The following is a 22823-nucleotide window of genomic DNA, read 5'->3' as shown; positions in this document are numbered from 1 at the left end:
GTCAGCGACGAACAATTCGGGTCGTGGGGAATCATCGGCACTCAAATAGTGCTCGGCGGTGGGGATGAAATAGGTGTCGGGCGTCGTCAGTGCGATTTCTTTTAACAGGGCGTTGACGGCACGAATCTTGTCCCACGCCCCAAACCGACTTTCACAGGGTGTGATCTCGACGATCAACACAGCCGCGTCGGGTTGGTGGGCTCGCGACACCCCAATGATGTATCGCACCCATGTTTCGATTTTGTCGAGCGAGTGGTCGCCGGGGCGGCCGGAAACATCGTTGGCAACAAACATCACCATCGCTCGGTACTCGTGAGGCTCGATCAAGCGTTTGGCAAACACCGCAACGTCGCTGAACTTGGATCCGCCATAACCTCGCTCGATGCAGCGAAACGGAGCCATGTCCGTTGCGATCGTGTCCCAACGACGGATACTGCTGCTGCCGATAAACAAGATCGCGTCTTCGTTGCTTTCGAGTGACTCGTTTTCCTTTTCCAGCGAAACGATGTCGCGCTGCCAACGTTTGAAAATGGCGTCACGATCGGCTGCGGTAACCGGCACCTCGTCAGAGGCCGCAGTTGTCACGGCAGCTGCTTTGGGTTCGTCAGAGGGGGCGGCAACGTCCTGGGCCTTCGCAGTGTGAATGGCCGAGAATGCAACGCAAAAAACAATGGGTGTCAACAATTGTCGCATCAGAAGAGTTCCTATGCAGGCGGGATCGGTGGGGGTCATCGAGGAATCAAGGGACTTGTTATAGTTCATGACAAGCCGGAAAACAGCGTAGTCGACACGTCTCGGTTGCATAATCAAAAAATCTTCGATACGAGTGAGCTCAAATGAAATTACAGTGCCGCGCCAATCCTTTTCTTGTCCTGCTGATCGCGGTCATCACGCTGCAAAATGGTTTTGCAAATCCTGCCGAGTCGTCATCCGAACCGAAGACGTCATCCGGCGACGCTGCGATCAATCAGTTGTTGGACCGGGTTTGGGATTTCCAATTGACGGAATTCCCGTTGTTGGCGACCGATGTTGGCGACCCACGAGGCCAAGACCGATTGGCCGACCAGAGTCTCGACGCAATTGATCGCCGCCATAAGAAGACGGTCGAGTTCCTCGCCGAACTTCAGTCGATCGAACCAGAATCCCTCAGCCCGCTGCGGCAAATCGACTATGCCATCTTGCAGCAGAGTCTCGAAGCGGACATCGCGGAACACGACTTTCAGTCCTACTTGATGCCGATCAACAATCGCGAAGGATTTCATATATCGTTTCCCGAGTTGCCTCGGGTAATGAATCCGCGAACCCGAGAAGACTTTGCCAACTACGTCAGCCGACTTAACGCGTTTTCCGAGTACACCGACCAATACATCACGCGGATGCGAAAGGGGATCGATGCGGGGTTGACTCAGCCGGCGATCATTCTGAGGGATTCAGTGGATCAAGTGATGGCGCAGGTGGTGGACGATCCATCGAAATCGTTATTAATGACCAACATCAACGAAGAGGCCAAAGATCGTTTTGACGCCGCAACGTGGGCACAGATCACTGCTGAGATTGAAGCCGCCATCGAATCAAGCGTGATCCCGTCGTACCAACGGTTGGCGGATTTTCTAAAGGACGAGTATTTGCCGGCGTGCCGTGGAACGATTGGTGCCTCGTCGCTACCGAACGGGCGAGCGTTTTACCGTAACCGAACTCGTCATTTCACCACCTTGGATATCGCGCCCGAAGAGGTTCACGAGATTGGCCGCCGCGAGAACAAGCGGATTCGCCAAGAGATGGAGGCCATTCGTGAACAGCTGAATTTTGCCGGCGATCTGCCTACGTTTATTCAGCATCTTCGCACCGATCCCAAGTTCTATCCAAAAACAGCGGACGAGTTGTTACAGCGAGTGGCCTTGGTGCTCAAACGCGCCGATGGCCGGTTGCCCGAGTTGTTTGGCCGCTTGCCACGGATTCCCTACGGGATTCGTGAGGTGCCCGCGTATGTCGCTCCGCAAACATCGTCGGCCTACTATTGGCCACCGGCAACCGATGGATCACGAGGTGGCTATTACTACATCAACACCTACAACCTGTCGTCGCGTCCGCTGTACCAAATCGAATCACTGTCACTGCATGAAGCGGTCCCCGGACACCATTTGCAATTGGCACTGCAAGCCGAACTCGAAGGACTACATCCGCTCAGCCGCCAAAGCAACTTCACCGCCTTTATCGAGGGCTGGGCGCTGTACAGTGAACGGCTCGGCAAAGAAATCGGCTTCTACAAAGATCCCTACCAGGACTTTGGCCGCTTGAGTATGGAAGCATGGCGAGCGAGTCGATTGGTCGTCGATACCGGCATCCACTTTTTGGGTTGGAGCCGCCAGCAAGCGATCGAGTACATGCGAGACAACACGGCGCTGAGCGAACACAATATCGTCGCCGAAGTGGATCGCTATATCGGATGGCCCGGCCAGGCACTCGGCTACAAGATGGGCGAATTGACGATCTCGCGATTGCGTGCTGAAAGCGAAGCCGAACTGGGCGACGCGTTTGATCTTCGTTCGTTTCACGACCGCGTTCTGTCGGTCGGTTCGATTCCGCTGCCGCTGTTGGAAAAGCGGATCCTCCAGTGGCGGGCTGAACAGGCCGAACAATAGCGCTAGTGAGAGCATCCGGTCAACTAAAAAAAGCAACTTCAAAACGCGTGAACAAGCGGTCTTCGTTGACGGGATGTGATCAACTTGCAGTCCCTCGTTGACGCTTCGGGTTAGAATATACCTAAGCCGATCAATTGAACGCCCCGACCTGCTGTTGAATGGGATTTAGACTTCGTCAATGGAGCGAGTATTAAGAATGTCAGATTGTCCGTTGGGGATATCTCTGCTCTGCAACGTAATCCGGATCGCAATGTTGATGACGATAACCACCGTCGCCCGTGCTGGTTCGATCGACAATATCGTGATCGATATCGAACTTTCCGAACCAACGGTGATCAACGGAGACATCGTGTTTGCCAAGATCACCTTCTACAACTCAGGCGATGAAGCGGTCGACATGGAGACGTTTGACCCGCATCGGCATATCGATGTTTACACTCAGGATGTGATTTGGAAGCCACATGCGATCGTGGGACACAAGGAATTGCGAAGCGAGTTTGAAAAATGGGGGCGAAACACTCGGCTCGAGCCAAAGCAATCCGACTGTCACGTGGTGATGGTGCGGATATTAGATTTAGAAAGGAGCAGTCGCGATTCGACCATCGACCTGAACTTTCTAGTGCGAATTCTTGAGCCCACAACAGCAAAGGCCCAACATGGATTGGTCATAAGAAACCACGCAGAAGTCACCTCACCGCCGCCACGACGCTTCAGTCGTATTGCGGGACGTATCATCGAAGTTCCAATCGCGGGGCACCTGCTTGCCCCGATCGACCGAAAACGTTCCGCGGAAGACAAAGAAATCGGATGGTTGTTCGGTCAAATCCACGGCGGAACCAACAATTGGTTTCATAGGTATAGCGCTGAAAAAATGGATCCGTTCCCTGGGTTGCTTAACCAAGCGGTGTTTCCTCTTCCGGAACTCGACCGATGGCGAATCTACCGCGAACGGGACGTGAATCGTGACGCTGTTCTTTTCCGCGTGATGTCGCTTTCGATCGCATACGACGTCATGAACACGAGAGGATTGTCGGCGGAGAAGTTTTTCCAAACAATGACTCGGTACATGCAGGATTCGTCACCAATCGAGCAGTGGTGGTTGAACGAACAAATGCGCATCAATCTCGAAAAACGCGGCAAGTCGGCACTCGCAGAACTTTTTGCAAAAGAGAATGCTAAGCAGTCACTTTGTGAGCGGAAAGGATTTGGTTCGAGCAAGAAAGGAACGAAGCCCAGTGACAAGATCCGAGCCGATTTTCAGCTCGCTGATGAACGTATTATTGATGGCGACGTGATGCTTGCTGAAATCACTGTTCGCAGCTTGCGCGATGAGGAGATCACCTATGAGGACCGAAAAATTGAGGATGAAATCATCGTCTACTTTCCCGCCGGAAAAAACGTGGGAAATCCTGTGGTAAACCGCTATCGGATTAATTATGGGTTGAACGTTAGCAAGGTATCTATACCACGTCTGCTAAAAGGTGCTGCGAAGACACGGACAATGATACGACTTCACAATATGTTTCCTGGAGAGGACTACGATTCACTTGACCAGCGATTCCACTTAATGGAAGTCGCCTTCAAGATGAAATTTCGAGGTGGTTTTGGTACGAGGAAAGCTGAGATCACCGAGGCGACGAGCGTTGGTGAAATCAGTGGCATGGGGGCACGTGTTGCTGTTGACAGAGGTTTACGAGCTCAAAAGGTCAAGCTCCCCTACGATAATGAGCAGAGAAGAATTGACGAAAATCTGTTCACGTTAATTCACGGTGGATACAAGATCGGATATGGATTCCAGAAACAGTTTTTGCAAATAGAGAAAGTTCCGGGGCTTCTCGATTCGAATCGATTTCCATTCGATTCGCTCGATCAATGGAAGATGGTCCGAGAGAATATGAGGGACGGATCGACGCTCGCTCGATTGGTTGATGTTTCGTTAGCGTTCGATGACCTGAACCGTCCCAGCAACGATTCAATCAGTGTTTTTGAAGGCATGGTCAAATTGATTGAAAAATCAAGCCGCATCGAAAAAGCTTGGTTATTCGATTCGCTCTACCAACAGCTTTGTTCCACGGATGGAGTGAGCACTGAAACCATCATCGCGATTGAGGAGTTGAAAACACAGTACCTCCAAACGCTTGAGCAAGAAGAGCAAAAAGAAGAAGTTAAGCAGCACGTCAAATGATTCTTCTTCATCACTTAGCACGCACCGGCGGGACGCTGTTCTCTCGCTGTTTGGCAGCGATGGATTCAGTGTACCTGCTCAGCGAGATCAACCCGCTCGGCGTCGCAAGCTTGTTTTCGATACGGACGCCCGCAGCTAGGTGCTTTCGACACTATCGCGGATGAAGGGACTTTCGTCCGGGCGGTGCCTATCGTCGCGTTGCCACTGAAATCAGGCTGTCTTGCCGACAAAATAGGGAACAGATTCGTGGGTAGCGTTGGGATACTAAAGATTCATGGTGGACACGATGTTTTGCATGTCCATATTGGTGTTGCTTCTGATCCAATAATCCGCCAACGGTGAGTCACGAAGTGACGCCATGTTATAGCCCCGGACGCCAGTCCGGGGTTTGGGAAAACCAAAGCGAAGCAAGTCGCAACGCGACGACAGGAAACACGGATGTACGCGTGAAGGCACCAGCGGGAATCGGCACCTATCGTCGCTTCGCGACTTGATTTGCGTGGGGGCGACGTCGACCTCGCCACGTTGTGCTTGCCCACAAAGGCCAGCGGCCGATACATCGAAATTGTGTCGGCCTCCGGCCTGAAGGATCAAATCATGCAGTTTGTCTCAGACTCGACCACTTGGAACTTTTTAGAAGTTTTTAGTCGACACGCGTCGATGGATCTCTTATTTTGGTTCTCTCATCGATTAGACAGTTTGGTTGAACCGGACGAGGACCAGAACGAGTTGGACATCGAACATGCTCTTCAGACTAAAGCAATGATGAAAACGGTACTCTGCTCGTTATCCGCATGGCTGTTGGCACTCTCTACATTTACGTCGCAACAGACAAATGCCGCGCCACCGATCGCCAAGGCGAAAGATGTTGAATTTACGGTGACTTATTCAGCGGACACGCTCGCTGCCGGCGACATGCTCTATGCACAAATCACGATCAAAAACATTACAAACACTCCTGTTCGGATTCGGAATTTTTTGTGTCTGGTCATTGTCGCAACGACGCCCCATGTGAGGGAATATGTTGAAAGTTACGGTGAGATTCCGTTGGGAGCAACCTTCCTGGAAATTGCGCCGAACGAGAGTTTCACATGCGAGCGTTGTTTGGACTTATACGGCAACGATCATCGCGACGATGGCTCATTTGATCCATTTGATCCGACGCTGAGCGGACAAAAAATGACACTGACGGCCACTGCTTCGACCACGATTCACGGCGATGTTGGGCTGGAGGGCGTCACCGACTGGAGAGACCACGCCCTGAAAGCAACCGGTAAAATTACTTTTACACCGCCGTTAATGTCTCGGGAATCCTACGAGACGCTGATCAAGAACGCATCAAGTGAGGGCACACGCGAAACTTTTGTCACTAACTTTTCTCCGAAAGTCTCCGGAAACGCTCGTCTATACTCGAACCCTCGCGACGACTCACGTGTTTGTAAATTAGTAAGCGAAACCTTACCTGCTGATTCCAGTTCGCGTCGGGCTGCAATGATTACTTTGGCGGTTAATGAGTTCGCCAAAACAAAGCGCATCAACGTCGAGTTCAATGCATTGCGAATAATCGCGACTACACTTCAAAATTGCTCTGAAGTGGAGAAACGTGCGTTTTGGATGTCGACGATCAATCACGAACTCGAATCCGAGACGCTGCAGCTTCAAATGGGTGTGCCAAAGGAAAAGCGGAGTTGTTTCGCAAACACTTTGCCAAAAGTCCGAGTTCATAACTTCGCAGCAAACGCGATCGAGGTTCATTCTTGCGTATGGCACCTTGATTGGCGCCACTCACTAAAAACGTTTATTGAGTTCATTGATGTTGCTTCCTTATAAGCTGATGTGTTTCATGCTAAGCTTCATGACACTGCACACGACGTTCGGTGGCTCACTGGATGACGTGATGATGGACGTTGCATTGTCGGAATCATCCGTCGTTGATGGCGACGTCGTTTTTGCGAAGATCACGCTGACGAACTCGGGATCGTCCGCGGTCGCATTTAAGACGATTGATCCACTACAACACCTCGAATCGAAAAAAATGGACGTGCTCTCATCTCTCCCAAGACCTCGAGGCTCGGATGAGTCTCAATACTGACGACCAAATCGCGTTCTGTCAGTTGCAGCTCGAAACGAATGCGTCCTTCGCTCCAACGCCGATAATTTTCGAACCGGAACAGAAAGTTGAGCTCAGTGAATAAAGACCATCGGAACATGATGTGGTGGGATGACTCGCTGTGGAAGTCATGCGTGATATTCGTTAATCGCGGAACAGGTCGAAACTCTTGACGAATACTGCTACGCCAGCAATTTCATTGACGACCATATATAGGTTATCAATTCTTCGTTTTACTCAGTGCAAAATAAACTTTGAATCTCCTTCACCATCTTGCACGTACGGGCGGTACGCTGATCTCTCGCTGTTTGGCAGCGATGGATTCAGTCTACCTGCTCAGCGAGATCAACCCGCTCGGCGTCGCCCAATTCGATCCCGTCCGGCAAGCCGCGCAGTGGCATGGCTTCTCCTGTAAGGAAGATGACCTTTGGCTGCTTTGTGAGCCATCCGCATTCGCTCAGGCGATTCGCCAAATTCAATACCATGCCAACGGGAAACAGCAATCACTCGTCATTCGTGACTGGTCGCACTTGGATTGTGCAGATCAACCGTTCCTACCTGTGTATCATCCTAAAAGTTGTCCATAGCGATAGATGCCGCGACTTCGCCCGCAGTTACGAATTCGCTTTGACAAAACGTTCGTGTCAGCTTGCCATCAATCCACAAAAAAAAATCCCCGCATGGAACTTCGTTCCATGCGGGGATTTTCGATTTGTCTTGCCGATCGCAATAAGACGACCGGTTTTCAGCCACTCTACGGGGTAAACCCTTGTTCGGCCTCTTCACCGAACAACAACATTAATCCGCCGCCACGGCGAGCTTGGCCGTTGCCGTAGGTGTAACCCGCTTCGAGTGCTCGTGCGATCCGTTCGGATGCTTCCGACAAATGGGCACGCGAGTAGGCATCCATCTTCTTGCCGCAGCTCTTCAGCGATGCATCGATCCGCGTTTGAAGATCCTTTAGTTCCATGCGAGCGAGGTTGCTGATCGGCTTGTAAGCCGCTGTCGAACTGTCTTGTTCAAGCACTAAGTCGACAAGCCGCTGCATGTGTTCACGTTGCAAGTTGCGGCGTAGCGAGCTGATCATGGTGTGACGATCGTTACGGCCTTCGGGACACTCTTGATCCAGTTCGCTCCAAACCGCGGTGCTGATCGTGTCCAGCAATTCAGGCAGCGTCAACGCGTCCTGGTCCGCTGGCAATCGCATCTCGTTGTCGTACACGCGGCGAAGCGTCGTCGGGTTCATCAGCAAGGTCAACGAACTTGCTTGAGCGGCAAGGATACGATCATGGATCGGCCATGTCGCTTCGCTGCTCATCGACGAATGTCCTCCGCCATCGAGCCATTTATCGACACTCATGCGTTCCAGCAGTTCAGGGGTCAGTCCGTAGGCATCGTCGTTAAACGACGTGTCGATCACGAACTTCAGTGCGTCGCGTTGTTGTTCCGCAGGCACCACTTCGACGGGTGGTCGATTGCCTGGGTCGCCTTTCTTGTCGCGGTAAACAAACGCACCGCCAACCCAGTTAGCCATCATGCTGACGCTACGAGTTTGCAAGCCAAGCGTCAATTCGTAGCCACGGCGAGCCTTGGCCCAGCTGTCGCCGTCTTTGACGAATTTGTCGAGCAAACGCTCGCGGTAAAGTTCGATCAGCTTGGTTTGTTCCTTGCAATATTCAAGCGGATCAGCAGCAAAGTCATAACGTCGCGCCAGTGGATCGGGGCCGCTGGTGTCTTCGTCGGTCGCGAATTGCAACTCAGGTTCACTGCAACGTTTCAGGATCTCGGGCAGTTTCTTTTCATCCGGCGTGTAACCGTATTCGATTGCCCAATAGTCATAAGGGCCGATGTCGATCATCGCGTAATCGCCTTGGGTTTCTCCCGCTTCGTAGCGGTAATTGATTGGCGAGTAATCCATCACCGACGCGGCAAACGTCTTCTTGCCTTTGACTTCGTTGCTGTTGATGTCGGCCAACTTCATCATCGCCGACGCTTTGAAGTTGTGACGCAGACCGAGCGTGTGCCCGACTTCGTGAGCGACCAGGTCGGCAAGCAGCGGACCGACAAACCATTCGGGCATGCCATCGACAAGGTCGCCAAGATCCGACTTGGTTTCTTCTTCTTTGTCGTCATCGGTTTTCGCTTCTTCTTTCTCCTCGGTTGCCTTTTCTTCGTCGGCTTCCTTGCTGTCGGAAGCCGATTGCTTATCGGAGTCAGCGTCGGATTTAGCTTCGGCGTCTTTCTCTTTCGCTTTTTCTTCGTCCTTGTCCTTCTTCTTTTTCTTGGCGATTTCTTCGTCGGCAAGCAGAGCGAGGCTCCAATTCATGCGTGCGATCGCCAGATCAAGATTCTTGCCACTGGCGGCCATGCACAATCCGTTCTTTTGGCTGACTTGGCCAAACAGTCCGTCGTATTCGTCGTCGCCCAACAGCGATGCGTCTGCTTGTGCCATGGCGAAACCTGCCATCTCGCTGCGAGCTTGACGGGCGTGCTCGATTTGCAATCGTGTGGTGTCTTCGGGACGAGCAAAGCGAATGCGTGGATCCCAGTTAGGATTTTTGGCTAGCCACGCGAGTGTTTCGGGGCTGGCACCTTCCATCGCCAATTTCGGCATCAAATCGTGATAGTTGAAATTGAAGTGACGAATCCAGCCATCGGTCAAGATAATGTCGGCATCCAAGATTTGTCCGGTTTCCGGATGCACGCGGCTGGGGCCGATCGCGGTACCGACGTCGTTGTTCAACCAACGAATGAAGTTGTAACGTACGTCCTCGGGCGCTTTTTCCATGTGCGCGCCACTTTCCGCGTCTTGATATTCGATCACGATCGCGTCGACGAGACCGACTTTTTCAAATGCCTTGTTCCAATAGTCGACACCCGTTTTGATCCAACGACGGTAACGTACCGGTGTGGTGTGTTCGACGTAAAAACGAATCGGTTCTTTGGGAGGGCTAAGCTTCAACTTGGGATCGCGTTTCTCGAGATTCCATCGGTTGATGTAACGGACACGCGTGTCTTCGTCTTCGTACTTGCTGAGATCCGAAAACGCGGTGGTGAAGTATCCGATTCGCTCGTCGGCTTTACGTGACTTGAAGCCTTCTTTTGCGTCGGGGACTTGGCTGAATGAATAGTGGATCGTTTGCAGCTTTCCGCCATTGCCGACGATTTCGAAAGCGACTTCGACGTTCTCAGGAAAAACCTTTGCCGTGTCAATCTTTTGCAATCGCGAGTTGGTGATGCGTACTGACGATCCAAAGAAACGCGTTGCGTTGTTGACCAACAATGAATCCATGTCGATCACCGGACCGCCGTTGGGACCGGTCGCGAGGATGGCAACGTCCAACAGTACTTCATCGGTGAACAATCGTTTGACAGACGCTTTGGATTCGGCGTCGCCGGTCGCACGAATGTCAAGGTTCGGCGAGATCAACGCCAATCGGTCGCCATAGCGACGCCACTGCACCACCCAGTCGCCCGATTGCAAACCGGCGTAACGATCGCCGCTGCCCACCGTCAAGGCAATGAAAAAACTCTTGCCCGCAAACGCTTTGGGCAGTTCGCACAACAGTTGAGCGTCCTTTTCGCGTTGCCACAGATTGAACAGACCTTTGGGGTTCTGCTGGTCCGACACCGGCACCGCAGTGTAACCTTCGCTGACTTTGTCAAACGGGGCTAAGTCGGCATAGCTGCTGGGGGCAACCGTCACTGCAAAAACGGCGGCTGCAAGATACTGAATTGGTTTCATTCCGATCACTTCGGCTCTCTTTGATTATTGCCAGAAAACAGGAACACTGAAAAAGGAGGGCGAGTGGTTCGTGGGGCCCCAAGTCACTCGATTTTCATCGCAGGCAGGCTGCGTCCGTGCGTAAGGTGAATACGTTCTATCTAGGATAGTTTGCGTATTGGCCTCGTTCGTTCATTACGGGCTAGTCGTGCCAGATGGTTCATCCAACCGCCCCGCTTTATCCACTTTACCCGATAAATCGATAGAGGCTATATACGAAAAAGCTAGAAATTGCAGCGAGAAACCGCTGCGCTGCCCGTTTCCGGCGGCAGCGGTTTACGCCGCTCGGGCGTGCGCGTCGCGGCAATGGTGTTGGGGGGGAACGCACCCAAGACGGTTTTAATGCTCGATCGACCGCGTCGTTTTCGAATTTTGGGGGATCAACACGCCGTAGATCTCGGTCGTCTTTCCGTCATCGTCACAAATCGGTTGGCCGCGAACGATCAAGTGACGATAGTAGCCGCTAGCATCGCGAATACGGATTTGAATTTCATAGGCAGCTCGATTGACCAACGCGGCTCCGATCGCGTCTTTCATCTTGCGGCGATCCTGCGGATGCAACATTTCGATGTATTCCGTGCGGGTGGGCACACCCTCAGCAGGATCACGCCCCGCCAACCGGAACACCTCGTCGCTCCAGGTGACTTGTTTGGTCACCGCGTCGTAGGACCAGGTAGCCAATCCGGCGAGCGCCTGCAAATCTTTGAGTCGACGTCGGCTGCGTCGCAGATCGTTCTCGGTCTGCTTTCGGATCGAGATGTCACGAATGGACGAAATCAGCATCGTCTCGCCGGCAAGTTTCGTCACGCGGCCGCTGATCAACACGTCAATCGGATGACCATCGCGATGACGAAATTGGCCTTCGAAATTATCGATACGTTGATTGCGTTGCAGTTCGGCGATCAATTCGTCGCGTCGCTCGGGGCAAACCCAAAGATTGAGTTCGGTCATCAATTTGCCGACGATCTCATCCTCGTCATAACCCATCAATTCACGGAACGTGCGGTTCGCTTCGACGACACGAGAGGATGACATCCGAATCAGCAGCCCGGCATCGGGCGAGTGCGTGAACAGCGTCGAGTAACGGCCTTCGCGTTCGACATTGGCATTGCGTTGATCCCGCAGTCGGCGGGTCCGCGCGGCAGCTTCGCTTTCGCCATGGCCAGCGGATTCATAAAGCGAAATCGCGAGATCCAAATCGCCTTGATCCGTCGCCGCCCGGGCGAATTCAAGACTCAACTCCTTCGCCAAGTCACGTGCGCGTCGGTTTTCGGGCCACACCTCCAACGCTTCCATGATCAACGCGTCGGCCAAGCGGAACCCTTCGTAGTGGTTCGACGCGTTCGCGGATTTCAAATGCCCTTGCGCCCGTTTGACCAAACGTGCGCTCTCGTCGTGCTCGCGTTGCAGATCGAGTGCCTCTAAGAATTGATCGACCGTTCGGTAGCGGTCGTTTGGATTGGTGGCCAGTGCGATTTTCGCAATGTCCATCAATTCGCCCTGCACATTGGTTGGACGGATCTTGTTAGTGGCGGCTGCCTGGATGCATTCCAACAACGTTTCGCCATGATGTGGCGGATAGCCAGTTAAGATTTGGAAAAGCGTCGCCCCCAGCAGATAAACGTCGGTCGCGAACGACACATGGCGATGGTCCCCGGTCGCCAATTCGGGAGCCATGTACGCAGGCGTGCCACCGATGGTGTGGTCGATTGCCTCAGACGACTCTTTGGGATCGTGGCTAATCGCAAGCCCCCAGTCGGCCAACAAGACTTCGCCGAACCGACCGAGCATCACGTTTTCGGGTTTGATGTCGCGATGAACTAATCCACGCGAATGCGCGTACCGAATCGCGTCGCCGACTCGCATCAATGTTTGCACATTGTCCGATAACGACATCTCTTTGATTTGCTGGTCCCAACTTGTTCCATCGATCCGTTTCATCGAATAGAACAATCCACCGTCTTGGTCGATACAGACTTCATGGAGTGCAATCACGTTAGGGTGGTCCAAGCCCCCGATCACTCTCGCTTCGGTCAAAAAGCGATTTCGTGACGCGGCGTCTTGCGAAAGATTCTTGCGCAAGACCTTGATCGCGACTTCGCGGTCGACGGCGCGTTGATGCGCTTGGTAGACAATCCCCGTACCGCCGGCACCGAGTTCACCCACCAAACGATAGTCGGCGTCACAAACCTTGCCGCCGCCGATCATCGCGACGCCGCGGAAAGGAACGAACCCTGAATCCATGCAATCCGTGGGCGAAGGTGTCGCCACCGGCAACGCAATCGTGTCCATGTCGGCGCTCAGTGGAGTCTCGCGTGCCGTATGGAAACCTTCAGAATCCCATTCTTTCCACGCGGGATGGGCAAGCTGCGAAGAGTTCTCCTCGTTCGATAGGACGACTGTTTTTTCGTCAGCTGGCATTGCAGCCAGACGCGATTTCAGACGCGCATCGGTCAACACGGCTGTAATCAAGTTATGGTCACTGGTAATGACGTCGGCAGTAGCGGTGGCGGATTTCAGTGCCATAGGGGTGGATCGCACGATGAGTAACGGACTCAGTACAACGCGTCCATTTGGGTGAGTCAGAGACGAGAATTCGTCTCAGCTCGAACCAAGCGGACCACACATCATCTTAGCCGAATCGGCAATCCCGACGAGCCGATTGCCAGACCACTCTGTCTTAGTGAGGCAGATTTTTCCGACAACCTAGGCTCTTTGTTAGGTCTGTGCCAATAACTCCCCGCTGCTCGCGGGATCGTCGGCAGTGGGGGAATAGCCTACTCATCATGGGCTGCGAGCCACTTTCGAGCGTCCATCAATACCAGTCCGTTGCTTTCCGCCACGATCGCTTTGTCGCGAATGTGAGATGCCAGTGGGCTGTGACGCGAAATCAAGATAAAGCGAACCGCGTAACGATCGATCAGTTCACGACGTTCTTCGATCGATTTGGTTGCAAAGAATCGCTCGCTGTCCTCGAGTCGCTCGCGTTGGCCTTGGCTAAAGAGTTCCAGATGGTTGGCTGCCACGATGCGACCTCCAAACGAAGGAACCGGCCACCCTGTTTCCATGTCGCTGAAAATCACATCGCCCGGTTCCAATCCCGCAAGCACCGTTTGGTAGGTGGACCAATTTCGCGGCTGTTTGTCTTCGCGATTCAGCAGCGGGGCGATCAGCGGTCGCGCCAGATAGGGCTCGGACACGATGGCATGGAACTGTGGCAATGCTCCATAAAGCATCGCGACGACGAACAACAGCTGAGTCAACGATTGGGCGTTGCGGCTCGCAGATCGCGATAGCAATCCGCGGATCAGCTCCGTCGACCAAACTCGCGGTGTTTGCCCCACTGTTTTAATCCAGTAACCCACAGCGATACAGGCGACCGGAGTTGCCGCCAACGGCAATCGGGCCAGCGAGGCCGATTCGGCGACCCAGGAAACGATTCCCAAAACAATCACCGCTCCGCTGACCGCCAACGACCATCGAACCAGCGGTTCGCTGCGATACGGCAACGCTAGTAACGACAACAAATAAACCGGCGCACACCACAGATAAAACATCCGCTGCAAAATCGTTGGATTGAACCAGTACCAGGGATCGTGGCCGCCCGCGGCTGCATCGATAAAACGGTACCAAGGCCAAGCCAGACACAGTGCAAGCGAAAGAACCCCGACACTGATCACGATCATGGATGTTCTTGTTCGCTGTGACGAGTCCACCGCAATGATCAATAAAATCACACCGATGGCGCCGAGCACGCCGGTCATTCCGTGACTGAGTACCGACACGGCCAACGCTGCGGCAGCAGCCGCGACCGCGATCATGGTCGGCATGAAGCTGCACGATCGGACTCGCCACAGCAGCCTCCAACAAACGAAGTTCAACAGCATCGAAAACGCCGAGGGGTTGACCATGTGCCAAGGCAAATCACTGAGTGCAAAGGAGTTGGCATAACCTGGGGCTTCGCCATAAAGAAGCACGATACAAACGCCAGCGGCCAGCGAAATCGACGCCATCGCAAATCCACGCAGGAACCACCAAAACACAGCAAAGAAACCCAGTGTATTGAGTACCGCTGCGATGCTAAGTGCCATGTAGGGCGTGATGCCGGTTTGGCGACACAAAATCGCAAGCCCGACCGAATAGGGCGAGTAGCGGATCGATGGCTCCGCGGTGGCGTAGGTCGGATTACCGGGCGTCCATAGATTGTCGCTTAGCGTCAACACTGCAGCATGATGCTCCCATGCATCGGCGAGCAACATCTCGGAGCGAAACGGAGTGATGCAGGCGACGTAAATGGTCAACGCCACACTGAACGCAGCGTAGGCAATTCCGACAAGACGTCGATCATCCAAAAACGTTTTCATTCCGCTGCCTCGGCCGCAAGCAGGCACAAGGGGGAATGTGTTTCGCCGAGCATGTCAGTGCGTTTGGCTGTCATCGTTACGTTCTCTGTTCACGTCCATCTGATTCTCGCTAATAATACGGGCAACCATTTCTCGCCGATCATCTTATGATTCGATGATCAACCCGTTGAATACGAATCGGCATTGATCAACACTAATCGATCAACACGCTGTCGCAAGCACGTAACCGTCTGCCATAAAACCCGAATCGAGTTTGGGCGTATCGTCATTCGTGATGTTCATTGTCTTGGTGACGGTCACGGTCGTTTCGTTTCGTGAGCAGGATGACAAGGACGACGATCGCAAGCGGAAGCCCAACCAAGCAGGCCAAAATCGCAGCAATTACGAGAATTTCAAACGGGCCAGGAAGCCCCATGACAATAGCTCCAGTGTTTGCGGTGTGGATCGGCGTTCAGCGTTGCCCACATGGAAGGTCGTCGCGTTGGAGAACGCTACCAATCAGCCGGCGGCGATTCCCCGAGTCACCAATTGTATCGATTCCTTCGCCGCTTCGTCACAACAATCTTTCTGCCCAATCGTCCGCGCAGTCATTTTCTTCTCAGGATTCTTTGTGAACGCCATGCACCACGAACGTTTTGATCCAGCCCTTTTCGTTATCGTCATGTCTCGTCATGGATCGCTTGCTCTTGCAGGTTGTGATGACAAAGAGATTGGTGTGACAGAAAGATTGACAGGCAGTAACGCGGCGTCAGTCTATTTTGCGGTCACCCAAGCTAACGACGTCAATCGGTGTGGTAGTTGCAGCGCGACGAAATGCGATAGCCACCAGCGATCAAACGGTTAGAAAATCGCCGGTTAAAAAATAGGACGCGATAATTTGTACGAGCCGAAGTTGGAAGACAATCCGCACTAGCGGCGGTAGCATCTAGCGCACGGCGCAAGCCGTGGGGAAATCAAGGCCATTGCCACGCGAGCCGCGGTAGCGGCGACAGCCATCGTTGCAAAAATGCAGTGTCGTTGTGTCTGGCTCTGCATCCGATGCAAGACTTAGCCGTCTGGTTGTCAGGCGGTTGCATCTCTCGCTGCCCAATTATTCCCAAAAACAATTGGCAGGACGCCGATCCTTCCTGACATCCGGTCAAAAGAAGGCAACCGAAGGTTGCGGCAGGAAAATGAATGGGGCAGGAACATGTCTGAACCCGAAGAAACTGGTAATGGGTGCCAGCACAAATGTTGACGCATGATTTCTTCAATTAGTACGTTCCGGGATTCCATCTGCGAATCATTCGGCATGCAATGACCTCTTTAGGCGAACGCCGGTGGTCACACGGCGGCGATCCAAGATGTTGCGATCACGAAAAGACGTTGCCGCCACTTGCGCGCACCACATGGTTCTTGCCCCGTGCCTGGGTTGCGGACGACTCGCAATTCGGTCTGGATCCGCGAATCCTTAGAATAGCGATCTTAGAGAGGCGATTCAAACACTCCCCAACATTTTCCTGCCCCCATCTTCCTGCCAGCTCCGACTGAGCAAATGGCAGGAAGATGGGGGCAGGAAGATGAGCAGAGCGGGGTCAGGCCGCAGCGGCGAAATAGCCACCGAGACCCAAAGAGGACTCAGCCAGAAGAAGGACCACGAAAACAACCAAAGACACGAAAGTTAGGTGAATGTACTTTTCGTGTGATTTGTGTCTTTCGTGGTTTGTAGTCTCCGACGCAACGGTGAGCGTGTACAACTTACGACCATCAGGTTACTCGACCGCGCAACGACGGACTGCAAGAACGTTGAGCGTAACCGGGTGGCGACGGTTGACGTTGATTTCAGATTCCGCCGGATTCGCCACTCCGTTGCAGTACGCCCAGCATGGACGTGATCTTGTGGGGTGCCCCCATTCCAAAAGTCAGTCCCCTGTACTTAGTTCCGGTTTCTTTCAAGGAGTCAGTATACCAAATGAAATTCTAACGAAAGCACAGTACGAGGCCCCTTTCCTTAGAATAGCCGGCAACTGCGCCGGTGGTGACGATCCGTGCTCGAGGAAGCCTGCGAATGTGATCGTAAATCTGGCTAACCGCCGAGAATAGTTCCGATTGGGCAACAACCGAACCGGGCGAGCTTCAACGTTTAAACCCGTCGCCAGACACATTCACGCGGCAGACCCGCGTTTGTTGCAAGCAGAAACCCGCCTGCGATGCCGACACTTCCCAGTCGCAACGCGACGACAGGTGGTAGCCCCGGACGTGAGTCCGGGTACAGCGTTGTAGTGGCCACCACAGAGTCGCGAAGCGACGGCAGGTGTCACTACGGAAAAGGAGGACAATCGATTAAAACATGGGATGTTAGAAAATGGAAGATGCATGAAGGTTTCTTGCCTTAGCCCAGCATCAATCGGTCTCAATATCTTTTTGCCCCCCATCTTTTTGCCGGTTCTTTCCGCCGGGTGACCGTCGAGCGGCATTTACCTAGAGGCTACCTACTTCGGCCCGCCGATCCTTCCTGACATCCGGTCAAAAGAAGGCAACCGAAGGTTGCGGCAGGAAAATGAATGGGGCAGGAACATGTCTGAACCCGAAAAAACTGGTAATTGGTGCCAGCACAACACTTCGCACCCGATGTCCAACGAAAGATTGAAAACAGTAAAGCTGGACCAAGTCCGCGTGAGTCGAAATAAACACGGATTGCGGCTTGTTTCTAGAAACAGTGGAAGAAGTCGAAAACACGTCTTCGCAACCTGATGTCATTGGGCTTGTCGTACCGGGAAGCTCGGCCGTTCGCGTTTAGCGGCAAAGGCCCATGGCGTCTTTCCAAGACGTCGGGAGTCCAGCGTGCGTTATCCAGCGAGTACCTAAAGAGTGAGGGCTTACCCAAGTCTAGAAGAACGCCCGCAACAGCTTGCATCCTCGCGGCGAATCGCCCCCCTTTGAATCGTTATTGTGCGGACCTGCATGCGTTTGTGGTGTGGGAGGGACGCCGGAGCAATCCGGCCCCCTATCCCGATTCGCATGGTTCTGCCTTCACTCAGAGTATCCGATCTCGTATCGACGATCCACTTCGCTTGGCAAAGTCTTCGCGTACTGTTGCATGGCTGCCAACGCCGCTTCATCAGTCCCATACCGATCACGCATGCCGGAGATCCAGTTTGCATTTGCAGCCATGCCCGGCAACGAAAATTCATCGGTGAGCCAATCGAGCAAAGCCCTCGGTGATCCACCATCGTATTGATCGCCTTCAGGAGCCCCAGCCTGACGCGCGTAGTTGACGCCAGAGAGAAAGGAAATCACCTCTGGAAGCGTTCCGTCAACAGTCCACATCTGCGGTCGTGAACAGACCAGTTCAGCAAAGTTTTTCGTCGTTCGGCTTTGCATGTGAAGTAGTCAACGATCATTGGCAGAACGGGAGCGATATGCGGGCGGCGGGAGTTGACGAACCATTTGAAGCCAACGCTCCACCGCCGCTCCGTCATCATCGGTACGCCCGACATGGGCGTGAACTTGTGGGGTGCCGCTTCCTTCGGGAAGCCAGTCCCCTGTACGAAAACGGAACTTGAACGAAGGACAGTATACCAAATGTAATCTTTCAAGGTGAAGTACTAGGCGAAGGCAACTGCGGGGAGGCGACAAACCGTGGGGAGGAAGCCTGCGATGCTCGATCGGCGTAGCAACCGGCAGCATCCCGCCAAAGCTGCGAGGTGACGAACAGAAACGTCGTAGAGGCGGGCGGGGATTGAGGCGAGTGGACCGAGGACTACAAAGCCGTTTCCGACAAAGATCCTTTCCGTAGACGACGCACTTGCGCAGCGAAAGTTCACGTCCCTTATTCGGGGAAATCTGTAAGCGTACCCGTGAGTAAGCAACTTCGGCTGAAAGGCGGGGCGACCGGGGTGACCCGGCTCGTGCAAGCAAAAGTCAGCAGAGGTCGTAGCACCGATCTGTCGCAACCCAGCGGCAACGGGAAGGACCAAACGTTTCTTGACAAGGAAGAACCATCCATGAACTCGATCGGTCCGAAATACATGGTCACCGCTTTGTGCGCTATGCGGACGACTTCTTGGTGTTCTCCGTGACGAAGCAATCTCGCATGGTTGCAGTGGAAGAGGCCCTTGGGTGATGTCCTCGAGCGCGGCGGTTCACGTCGCGCTCAACATCGAGTACTTAACCCGTCAAGGACTAGCGAGCCTCGAGGAGATCTGGAGTAAGTTTGCTTCCAAGAAACGAACCGCCGGATGCGGACCGGCATGTCCGGTGGTGTGAGAGGGTCCCGCAGCAATGCGGGCCCTATCTCGATCATGGTTCTGTGCGTTTTATGTGGTAACGATCGTCAACGGAAACTTGCGTGTACCCAGCAGGAGGATCACCATCGATTGGCAACGGCAGCACAACGGCCGATAAAGTTTCATGATCGCGGAGTAGCATGTGAACGAAGCCGTACAAGGCGCTGGCAAGCCATCGTTCTCCGAATCTTGTTTCAGCAAGTGGCTCGTAATCAATCAAGTGCTCAAGGTATGCGATACCAAGTTCGGGAGCCATTGTGAACGCGCAAAATGGAGCGACAGGACTCATGTGTCGCGCGCCAATGTAGGTGGCGGAGCAATCATCAAGTTTGGCAAACGTCGACGCCACGCCATTCGGTGACGAATCACATTGAAGGTTGGCGATCCTGCGCTCGTCGACGATGTGGTAGTGAGCGTGTTGTTCAAGCGCAGCCTTCAATGCTGCGGGGAGTCCGCCGCGTTGTGCTGAAGGGCAGTGAAGTTCGACGGGGAACCACATAGGTGTTTCGCTTGAGCACAGAACGTTAGGGTTTTGCGGGCGGCGACGGTTGGCTCGCAAACAAAAAAAAAGGGTTGCCGCCGCTCCGTAACAACCCATGGTTCTGCCAGTCGTGCTGATCTCACGCGTCCCGCTCCAACTGTTCGGCATCAGCAAGATCCTTCGTTCGTCCGGTTGAGCGTTTGTTCTGAATGAGGTCGCCAAGACTAATCACGGGAATGTTTAGTCCGTCCCAATTGACAGAAATCCGGTTTTGCCACGCATCGTCAAATGAGACACTATCGATCTGGGTGAGAATGTCGATTCGAACCGGAGGGACGCCGATCTGGAAGACGATCCCAGGTTCCGACAAATCAGAAACGTTCAAACCCCCTACCGGAGCGCCAAATTCGGCGATCGCCTGATAAACCTTTGGAGCGGTGGCGGCGTCCGCCCGCACCCAAAGGTCAATGTCCCCCGTTGCGCGAGGGTATCCATGGGCGGCCATCGCGTAGGCTCCCACAAGAAGAAATTCAATTTTCGCGTCGATGAACGCGGACAACATGTCTTTGAAGTCTGGATTGAGCAACGTCCGGTTCCGTGATGGACCATGCGGCTACGGTTAATGGCCAGACTAGATTTAAGCAATCCGAATGGCTCCGGTCAACGACACGTTGATCGTGTCCCTGCTCGTCAAGTCGGCAGATTTTCGCGGTAGATCGATCAAGAGAAGGTAGAGGTGACATAAACGCTTTCAATTGGCAGAACGGTTGACGTCACCGCGATCCGGCGATTGACGTTGTGATGGCCTAGTTTAGCAACGCCGGATCTGCGGTGCAGTACGCCCAGCATGGGCGTGATCTTGTGGGGTGCCCTCATTCCAAAAGTCAGTCCCCTGTACTTAGTTCCGGTTTCTTTCATGGAGTCAGTATACCAAATGAAATTCTAACGAAAGAACAGTACGAGGCCCCTTTCCTTAGAACACCCGGCAACTGCGCCGGAGGTGACAATCCGTGCTCGAGGAAGCCTGCGAATGTGACCGTAAATCTGGCTAGCCGCCGAGAACAGTTCCGATTGGGCAACAACCGAATCGGGCGAGCTTCAAAGCTAAAACCGTCGCCAGACACATTCACGCGGCAGACCCGCGTTTGTTGCAAGCAGAAACCCGCCTGCGATGCCGACACTTCCCAGTCGCAACGCGACGACACGTGGTAGCCCCGGACGTGAGTCCGGGGTACCGCGTTGTAGTCGCCACCACAGAGTCGCGAAGCGACGGCAGCTGTCAATACGGAAAAGGAGGACGATTGATTAAAATATGGAAGGTTAGAAAATCGGTGAGGCATGAAATCATCTTTCCTTTGCCAAGCATCAGTCGGTCTCAATATCTTTTTGTCCCATATCTTTTTGCCGGTCCTTTCAGCCAGGTGACTGCTGAACGGCATTTACCTAGAGGCTACCTACTTCGGCCCGCCCATCCTTCCTGACATCCGGTCAAAAGAAAGCAACCGAAGGTTGCGGCAGGAAAATGAATGGGGCAGGAACATGTCTGAACCCGAAAAAACTGGTAATTGGTGCCAGCACAACACTTCGCATCCGATGTCCAGCGAAAGAATGAAAACAGTAAAGCTGGACCAAGTTCGCGTGAGTCGAAATAAACACGGATTGCGGCTTGTTTCTAGAAACAGTGGAAGAAGTCGAAAACACGTCTTCGCAACCTGATGTCATTAGGCTTGTCGTACCGGGAAGCTCGGCCGTTCGCGTTTAGCGGCAAAGGCCCATGGCGTCTCTCCAAGACGTCGGGAGTCCAGCGTGCGTTATCCAGCGAGTACCTAAAGAGTGAGGGCTTACCCAAGTCTAGAAGAACGCCCGCAACCGCTAGCATCCTCGCGGCGAATCGCCCCCCTTTGAATCGTTATTGTGCGGACCCGCATGCGTTTGTGATGTGGGAGGGGCGCCGGAGCAATCCGGGGCCCTATCCCGATTCACTTGGTTCTGCCTTTTTCGGTAGTGTAATTCAAATCTGGGCCGCCGCATCAGTAAGCCAGTCACTGTACCATTCTAGGAAACTTGCTCTATGTTTGCGTTTTAATTCGACAGGAACTAGCCCCTTGTGATCGACACGGAGGTCTTCCCAGACGTTGCCGGCCTCAGGACCCGTCACGATCAGCCAATTTCGATAGGCGCATCCCTGATGGCAGATGGGAATTGCACCATTCACATGCTCTGAATTCCAGTAGACTTCGTCGAATGCGTCGAGTTCGGCTTCGTAAGCGTCTTCGTCGTCCTGCTCCTCAGGATACGGTGGAAGGTCGTTCCAAGGTTTCGTGTGGGGGAACGGTCTTGCCAGTACGCCAATAAAGCCGTCGCGTTCCTTCCAACGTTTGTGCCTGAAACTGTTGTCCATCTCACCTAGCTTGAACACGCCATAAAATGGCCCCGCCCCACCGTTGCCGAGTTCCGTCACGAAACGCCGATAATCATCAGGCAGCTTGATGTCGTGTTCCGCCTCGAATTGCGTGACGACGGATTCATCGACAGGAGTGTTCAATTTGAATTCGTGCGAATCAGAACCGAACAACTGCGGCTGTGCAATGCGGCAACGTTCGAGAGCGTCACGGATTAATTCGATATCCATTTTCAATGGCAGAACGTCGCCCGTCACCTAGTACGGACGGTTGATTTTCCATTCAAGTAAACGCGCAAGCCGTCCTTAGGTGCACGCGATGGTTACCCGCCTTGATTCGATTTGATGTCAAGAACAAGTTTCGATCCAAACTCGGAAAAGCCGACCGAATGAAACAGCTCACGAGCCGCAGCGTTGAACGCCCAAACATCGAGTACCACGCGAGACAGCCCCAGTTTAGCAGCAATTGAGCTCGAGTCTCGAAGAAGACGTTTTCCGACGCCCCGTCGACGGTACGCGGGATCAACTTCGATTTGGTACAGGTGTCCGAAGCGTTGCGGATGTTTGAACATCGATTCGGGTGTTGAT

At 53.5% G+C, this 22823-nt stretch carries 17 protein-coding genes; 7 read left to right on the top strand and 10 right to left on the bottom strand.

Annotated elements, in window-relative coordinates:
* On the bottom strand, positions 1-693 hold a 693-nt coding region (locus RMSM_RS02580), incomplete at its 3' end, for an SGNH/GDSL hydrolase family protein (protein ID WP_052031455.1).
* Between the two features lie 143 nt (positions 694-836).
* Between RMSM_RS02580 and RMSM_RS02575 the strand changes: the two genes are divergently transcribed.
* Positions 837-2642 (top strand): DUF885 domain-containing protein, encoded by a 1806-nt coding sequence (locus tag RMSM_RS02575; RefSeq protein ID WP_008691118.1) that lies wholly within the window; start codon positions 837-839, stop codon positions 2640-2642.
* A gap of 165 nt (positions 2643-2807) precedes the next feature.
* Here RMSM_RS02575 and RMSM_RS39510 read toward each other — a convergent pair whose 3' ends face one another.
* Positions 2808-2990 (bottom strand): hypothetical protein, encoded by a 183-nt coding sequence (locus tag RMSM_RS39510; RefSeq protein ID WP_144057323.1) that lies wholly within the window; start codon positions 2988-2990, stop codon positions 2808-2810.
* Positions 2991-3192: 202 nt separating this feature from the next.
* Between RMSM_RS39510 and RMSM_RS02570 the strand changes: the two genes are divergently transcribed.
* The 5 genes from RMSM_RS02570 (at position 3193) to RMSM_RS39505 (ending at position 7524) form a co-directional block, all read left to right on the top strand.
* On the top strand, positions 3193-4827 hold the full coding sequence (locus RMSM_RS02570; protein WP_144057322.1) for a hypothetical protein: 1635 nt from the start codon (positions 3193-3195) through the stop codon (positions 4825-4827).
* Entirely contained in the window at positions 4824-4991 is a 168-nt protein-coding gene (locus tag RMSM_RS40575) for a hypothetical protein (RefSeq protein WP_008691115.1), read from the top strand. Before RMSM_RS02570 ends, RMSM_RS40575 begins: the two co-directional genes overlap by 4 nt.
* A 433-nt stretch (positions 4992-5424) precedes the next feature.
* A complete protein-coding gene (locus RMSM_RS02565; RefSeq protein WP_144057321.1) occupies positions 5425-6657 on the top strand; it encodes a hypothetical protein in 1233 nt (410 codons plus the stop codon).
* A complete protein-coding gene (locus RMSM_RS02560) occupies positions 6641-6919 on the top strand; it encodes a hypothetical protein (protein WP_040763747.1) in 279 nt (92 codons plus the stop codon). Before RMSM_RS02565 ends, RMSM_RS02560 begins: the two co-directional genes overlap by 17 nt.
* A 272-nt stretch (positions 6920-7191) precedes the next feature.
* Positions 7192-7524, top strand: coding sequence for a hypothetical protein (locus RMSM_RS39505; protein ID WP_144057320.1), 333 nt, complete (start codon positions 7192-7194; stop codon positions 7522-7524).
* Between the two features lie 167 nt (positions 7525-7691).
* On the opposite strand, the gene RMSM_RS02550 is transcribed toward RMSM_RS39505, so the two are convergent.
* From RMSM_RS02550 to RMSM_RS40570, 4 genes are all read right to left on the bottom strand, one after another.
* Positions 7692-10682, bottom strand: coding sequence for a zinc-dependent metalloprotease (locus RMSM_RS02550; protein WP_040763745.1), 2991 nt, complete (start codon positions 10680-10682; stop codon positions 7692-7694).
* A gap of 378 nt (positions 10683-11060) precedes the next feature.
* Positions 11061-13247 (bottom strand): protein kinase domain-containing protein, encoded by a 2187-nt coding sequence (locus tag RMSM_RS02545; RefSeq protein WP_008691107.1) that lies wholly within the window; start codon positions 13245-13247, stop codon positions 11061-11063.
* A gap of 251 nt (positions 13248-13498) precedes the next feature.
* Positions 13499-15085 carry a hypothetical protein gene (locus RMSM_RS02540; RefSeq protein WP_008691106.1) on the bottom strand — a complete coding sequence of 529 codons (1587 nt, stop codon included), beginning with the start codon at positions 15083-15085 and terminating at the stop codon, positions 13499-13501.
* A gap of 265 nt (positions 15086-15350) precedes the next feature.
* Positions 15351-15500 carry a hypothetical protein gene (locus RMSM_RS40570; protein ID WP_160168209.1) on the bottom strand — a complete coding sequence of 50 codons (150 nt, stop codon included), beginning with the start codon at positions 15498-15500 and terminating at the stop codon, positions 15351-15353.
* 66 nt (positions 15501-15566) lie between these two features.
* On the opposite strand from RMSM_RS40570, the gene RMSM_RS39500 reads away from it, so the two are divergent.
* On the top strand, positions 15567-15929 hold the full coding sequence (locus RMSM_RS39500; protein ID WP_144057319.1) for a hypothetical protein: 363 nt from the start codon (positions 15567-15569) through the stop codon (positions 15927-15929).
* A gap of 2168 nt (positions 15930-18097) precedes the next feature.
* Here RMSM_RS39500 and RMSM_RS02530 read toward each other — a convergent pair.
* From RMSM_RS02530 to RMSM_RS36315, 4 genes are all read right to left on the bottom strand, one after another.
* On the bottom strand, positions 18098-18394 hold the full coding sequence (locus RMSM_RS02530) for a hypothetical protein (protein ID WP_144057318.1): 297 nt from the start codon (positions 18392-18394) through the stop codon (positions 18098-18100).
* Between the two features lie 1579 nt (positions 18395-19973).
* Complete coding sequence (locus RMSM_RS02520; protein WP_008691100.1) at positions 19974-20420, bottom strand: nucleotidyltransferase; 447 nt, start codon at positions 20418-20420, stop codon at positions 19974-19976.
* A 1425-nt stretch (positions 20421-21845) separates the two neighbouring features.
* A complete protein-coding gene (locus RMSM_RS02515; RefSeq protein WP_144057317.1) occupies positions 21846-22466 on the bottom strand; it encodes an SMI1/KNR4 family protein in 621 nt (206 codons plus the stop codon).
* A gap of 92 nt (positions 22467-22558) precedes the next feature.
* The coding region (locus RMSM_RS36315; protein ID WP_144057316.1) for a GNAT family N-acetyltransferase at positions 22559-22823 on the bottom strand (265 nt) is incomplete at its 5' end.

It is taken from the genome of Rhodopirellula maiorica SM1 (assembly GCF_000346295.1).
In the GTDB taxonomy this organism is placed as follows: domain Bacteria; phylum Planctomycetota; class Planctomycetia; order Pirellulales; family Pirellulaceae; genus Novipirellula; species Novipirellula maiorica.
The sequence above is the reverse complement of the archived record's forward strand: the minus strand, read 5'-3'. Positions and strand labels throughout refer to the sequence as shown.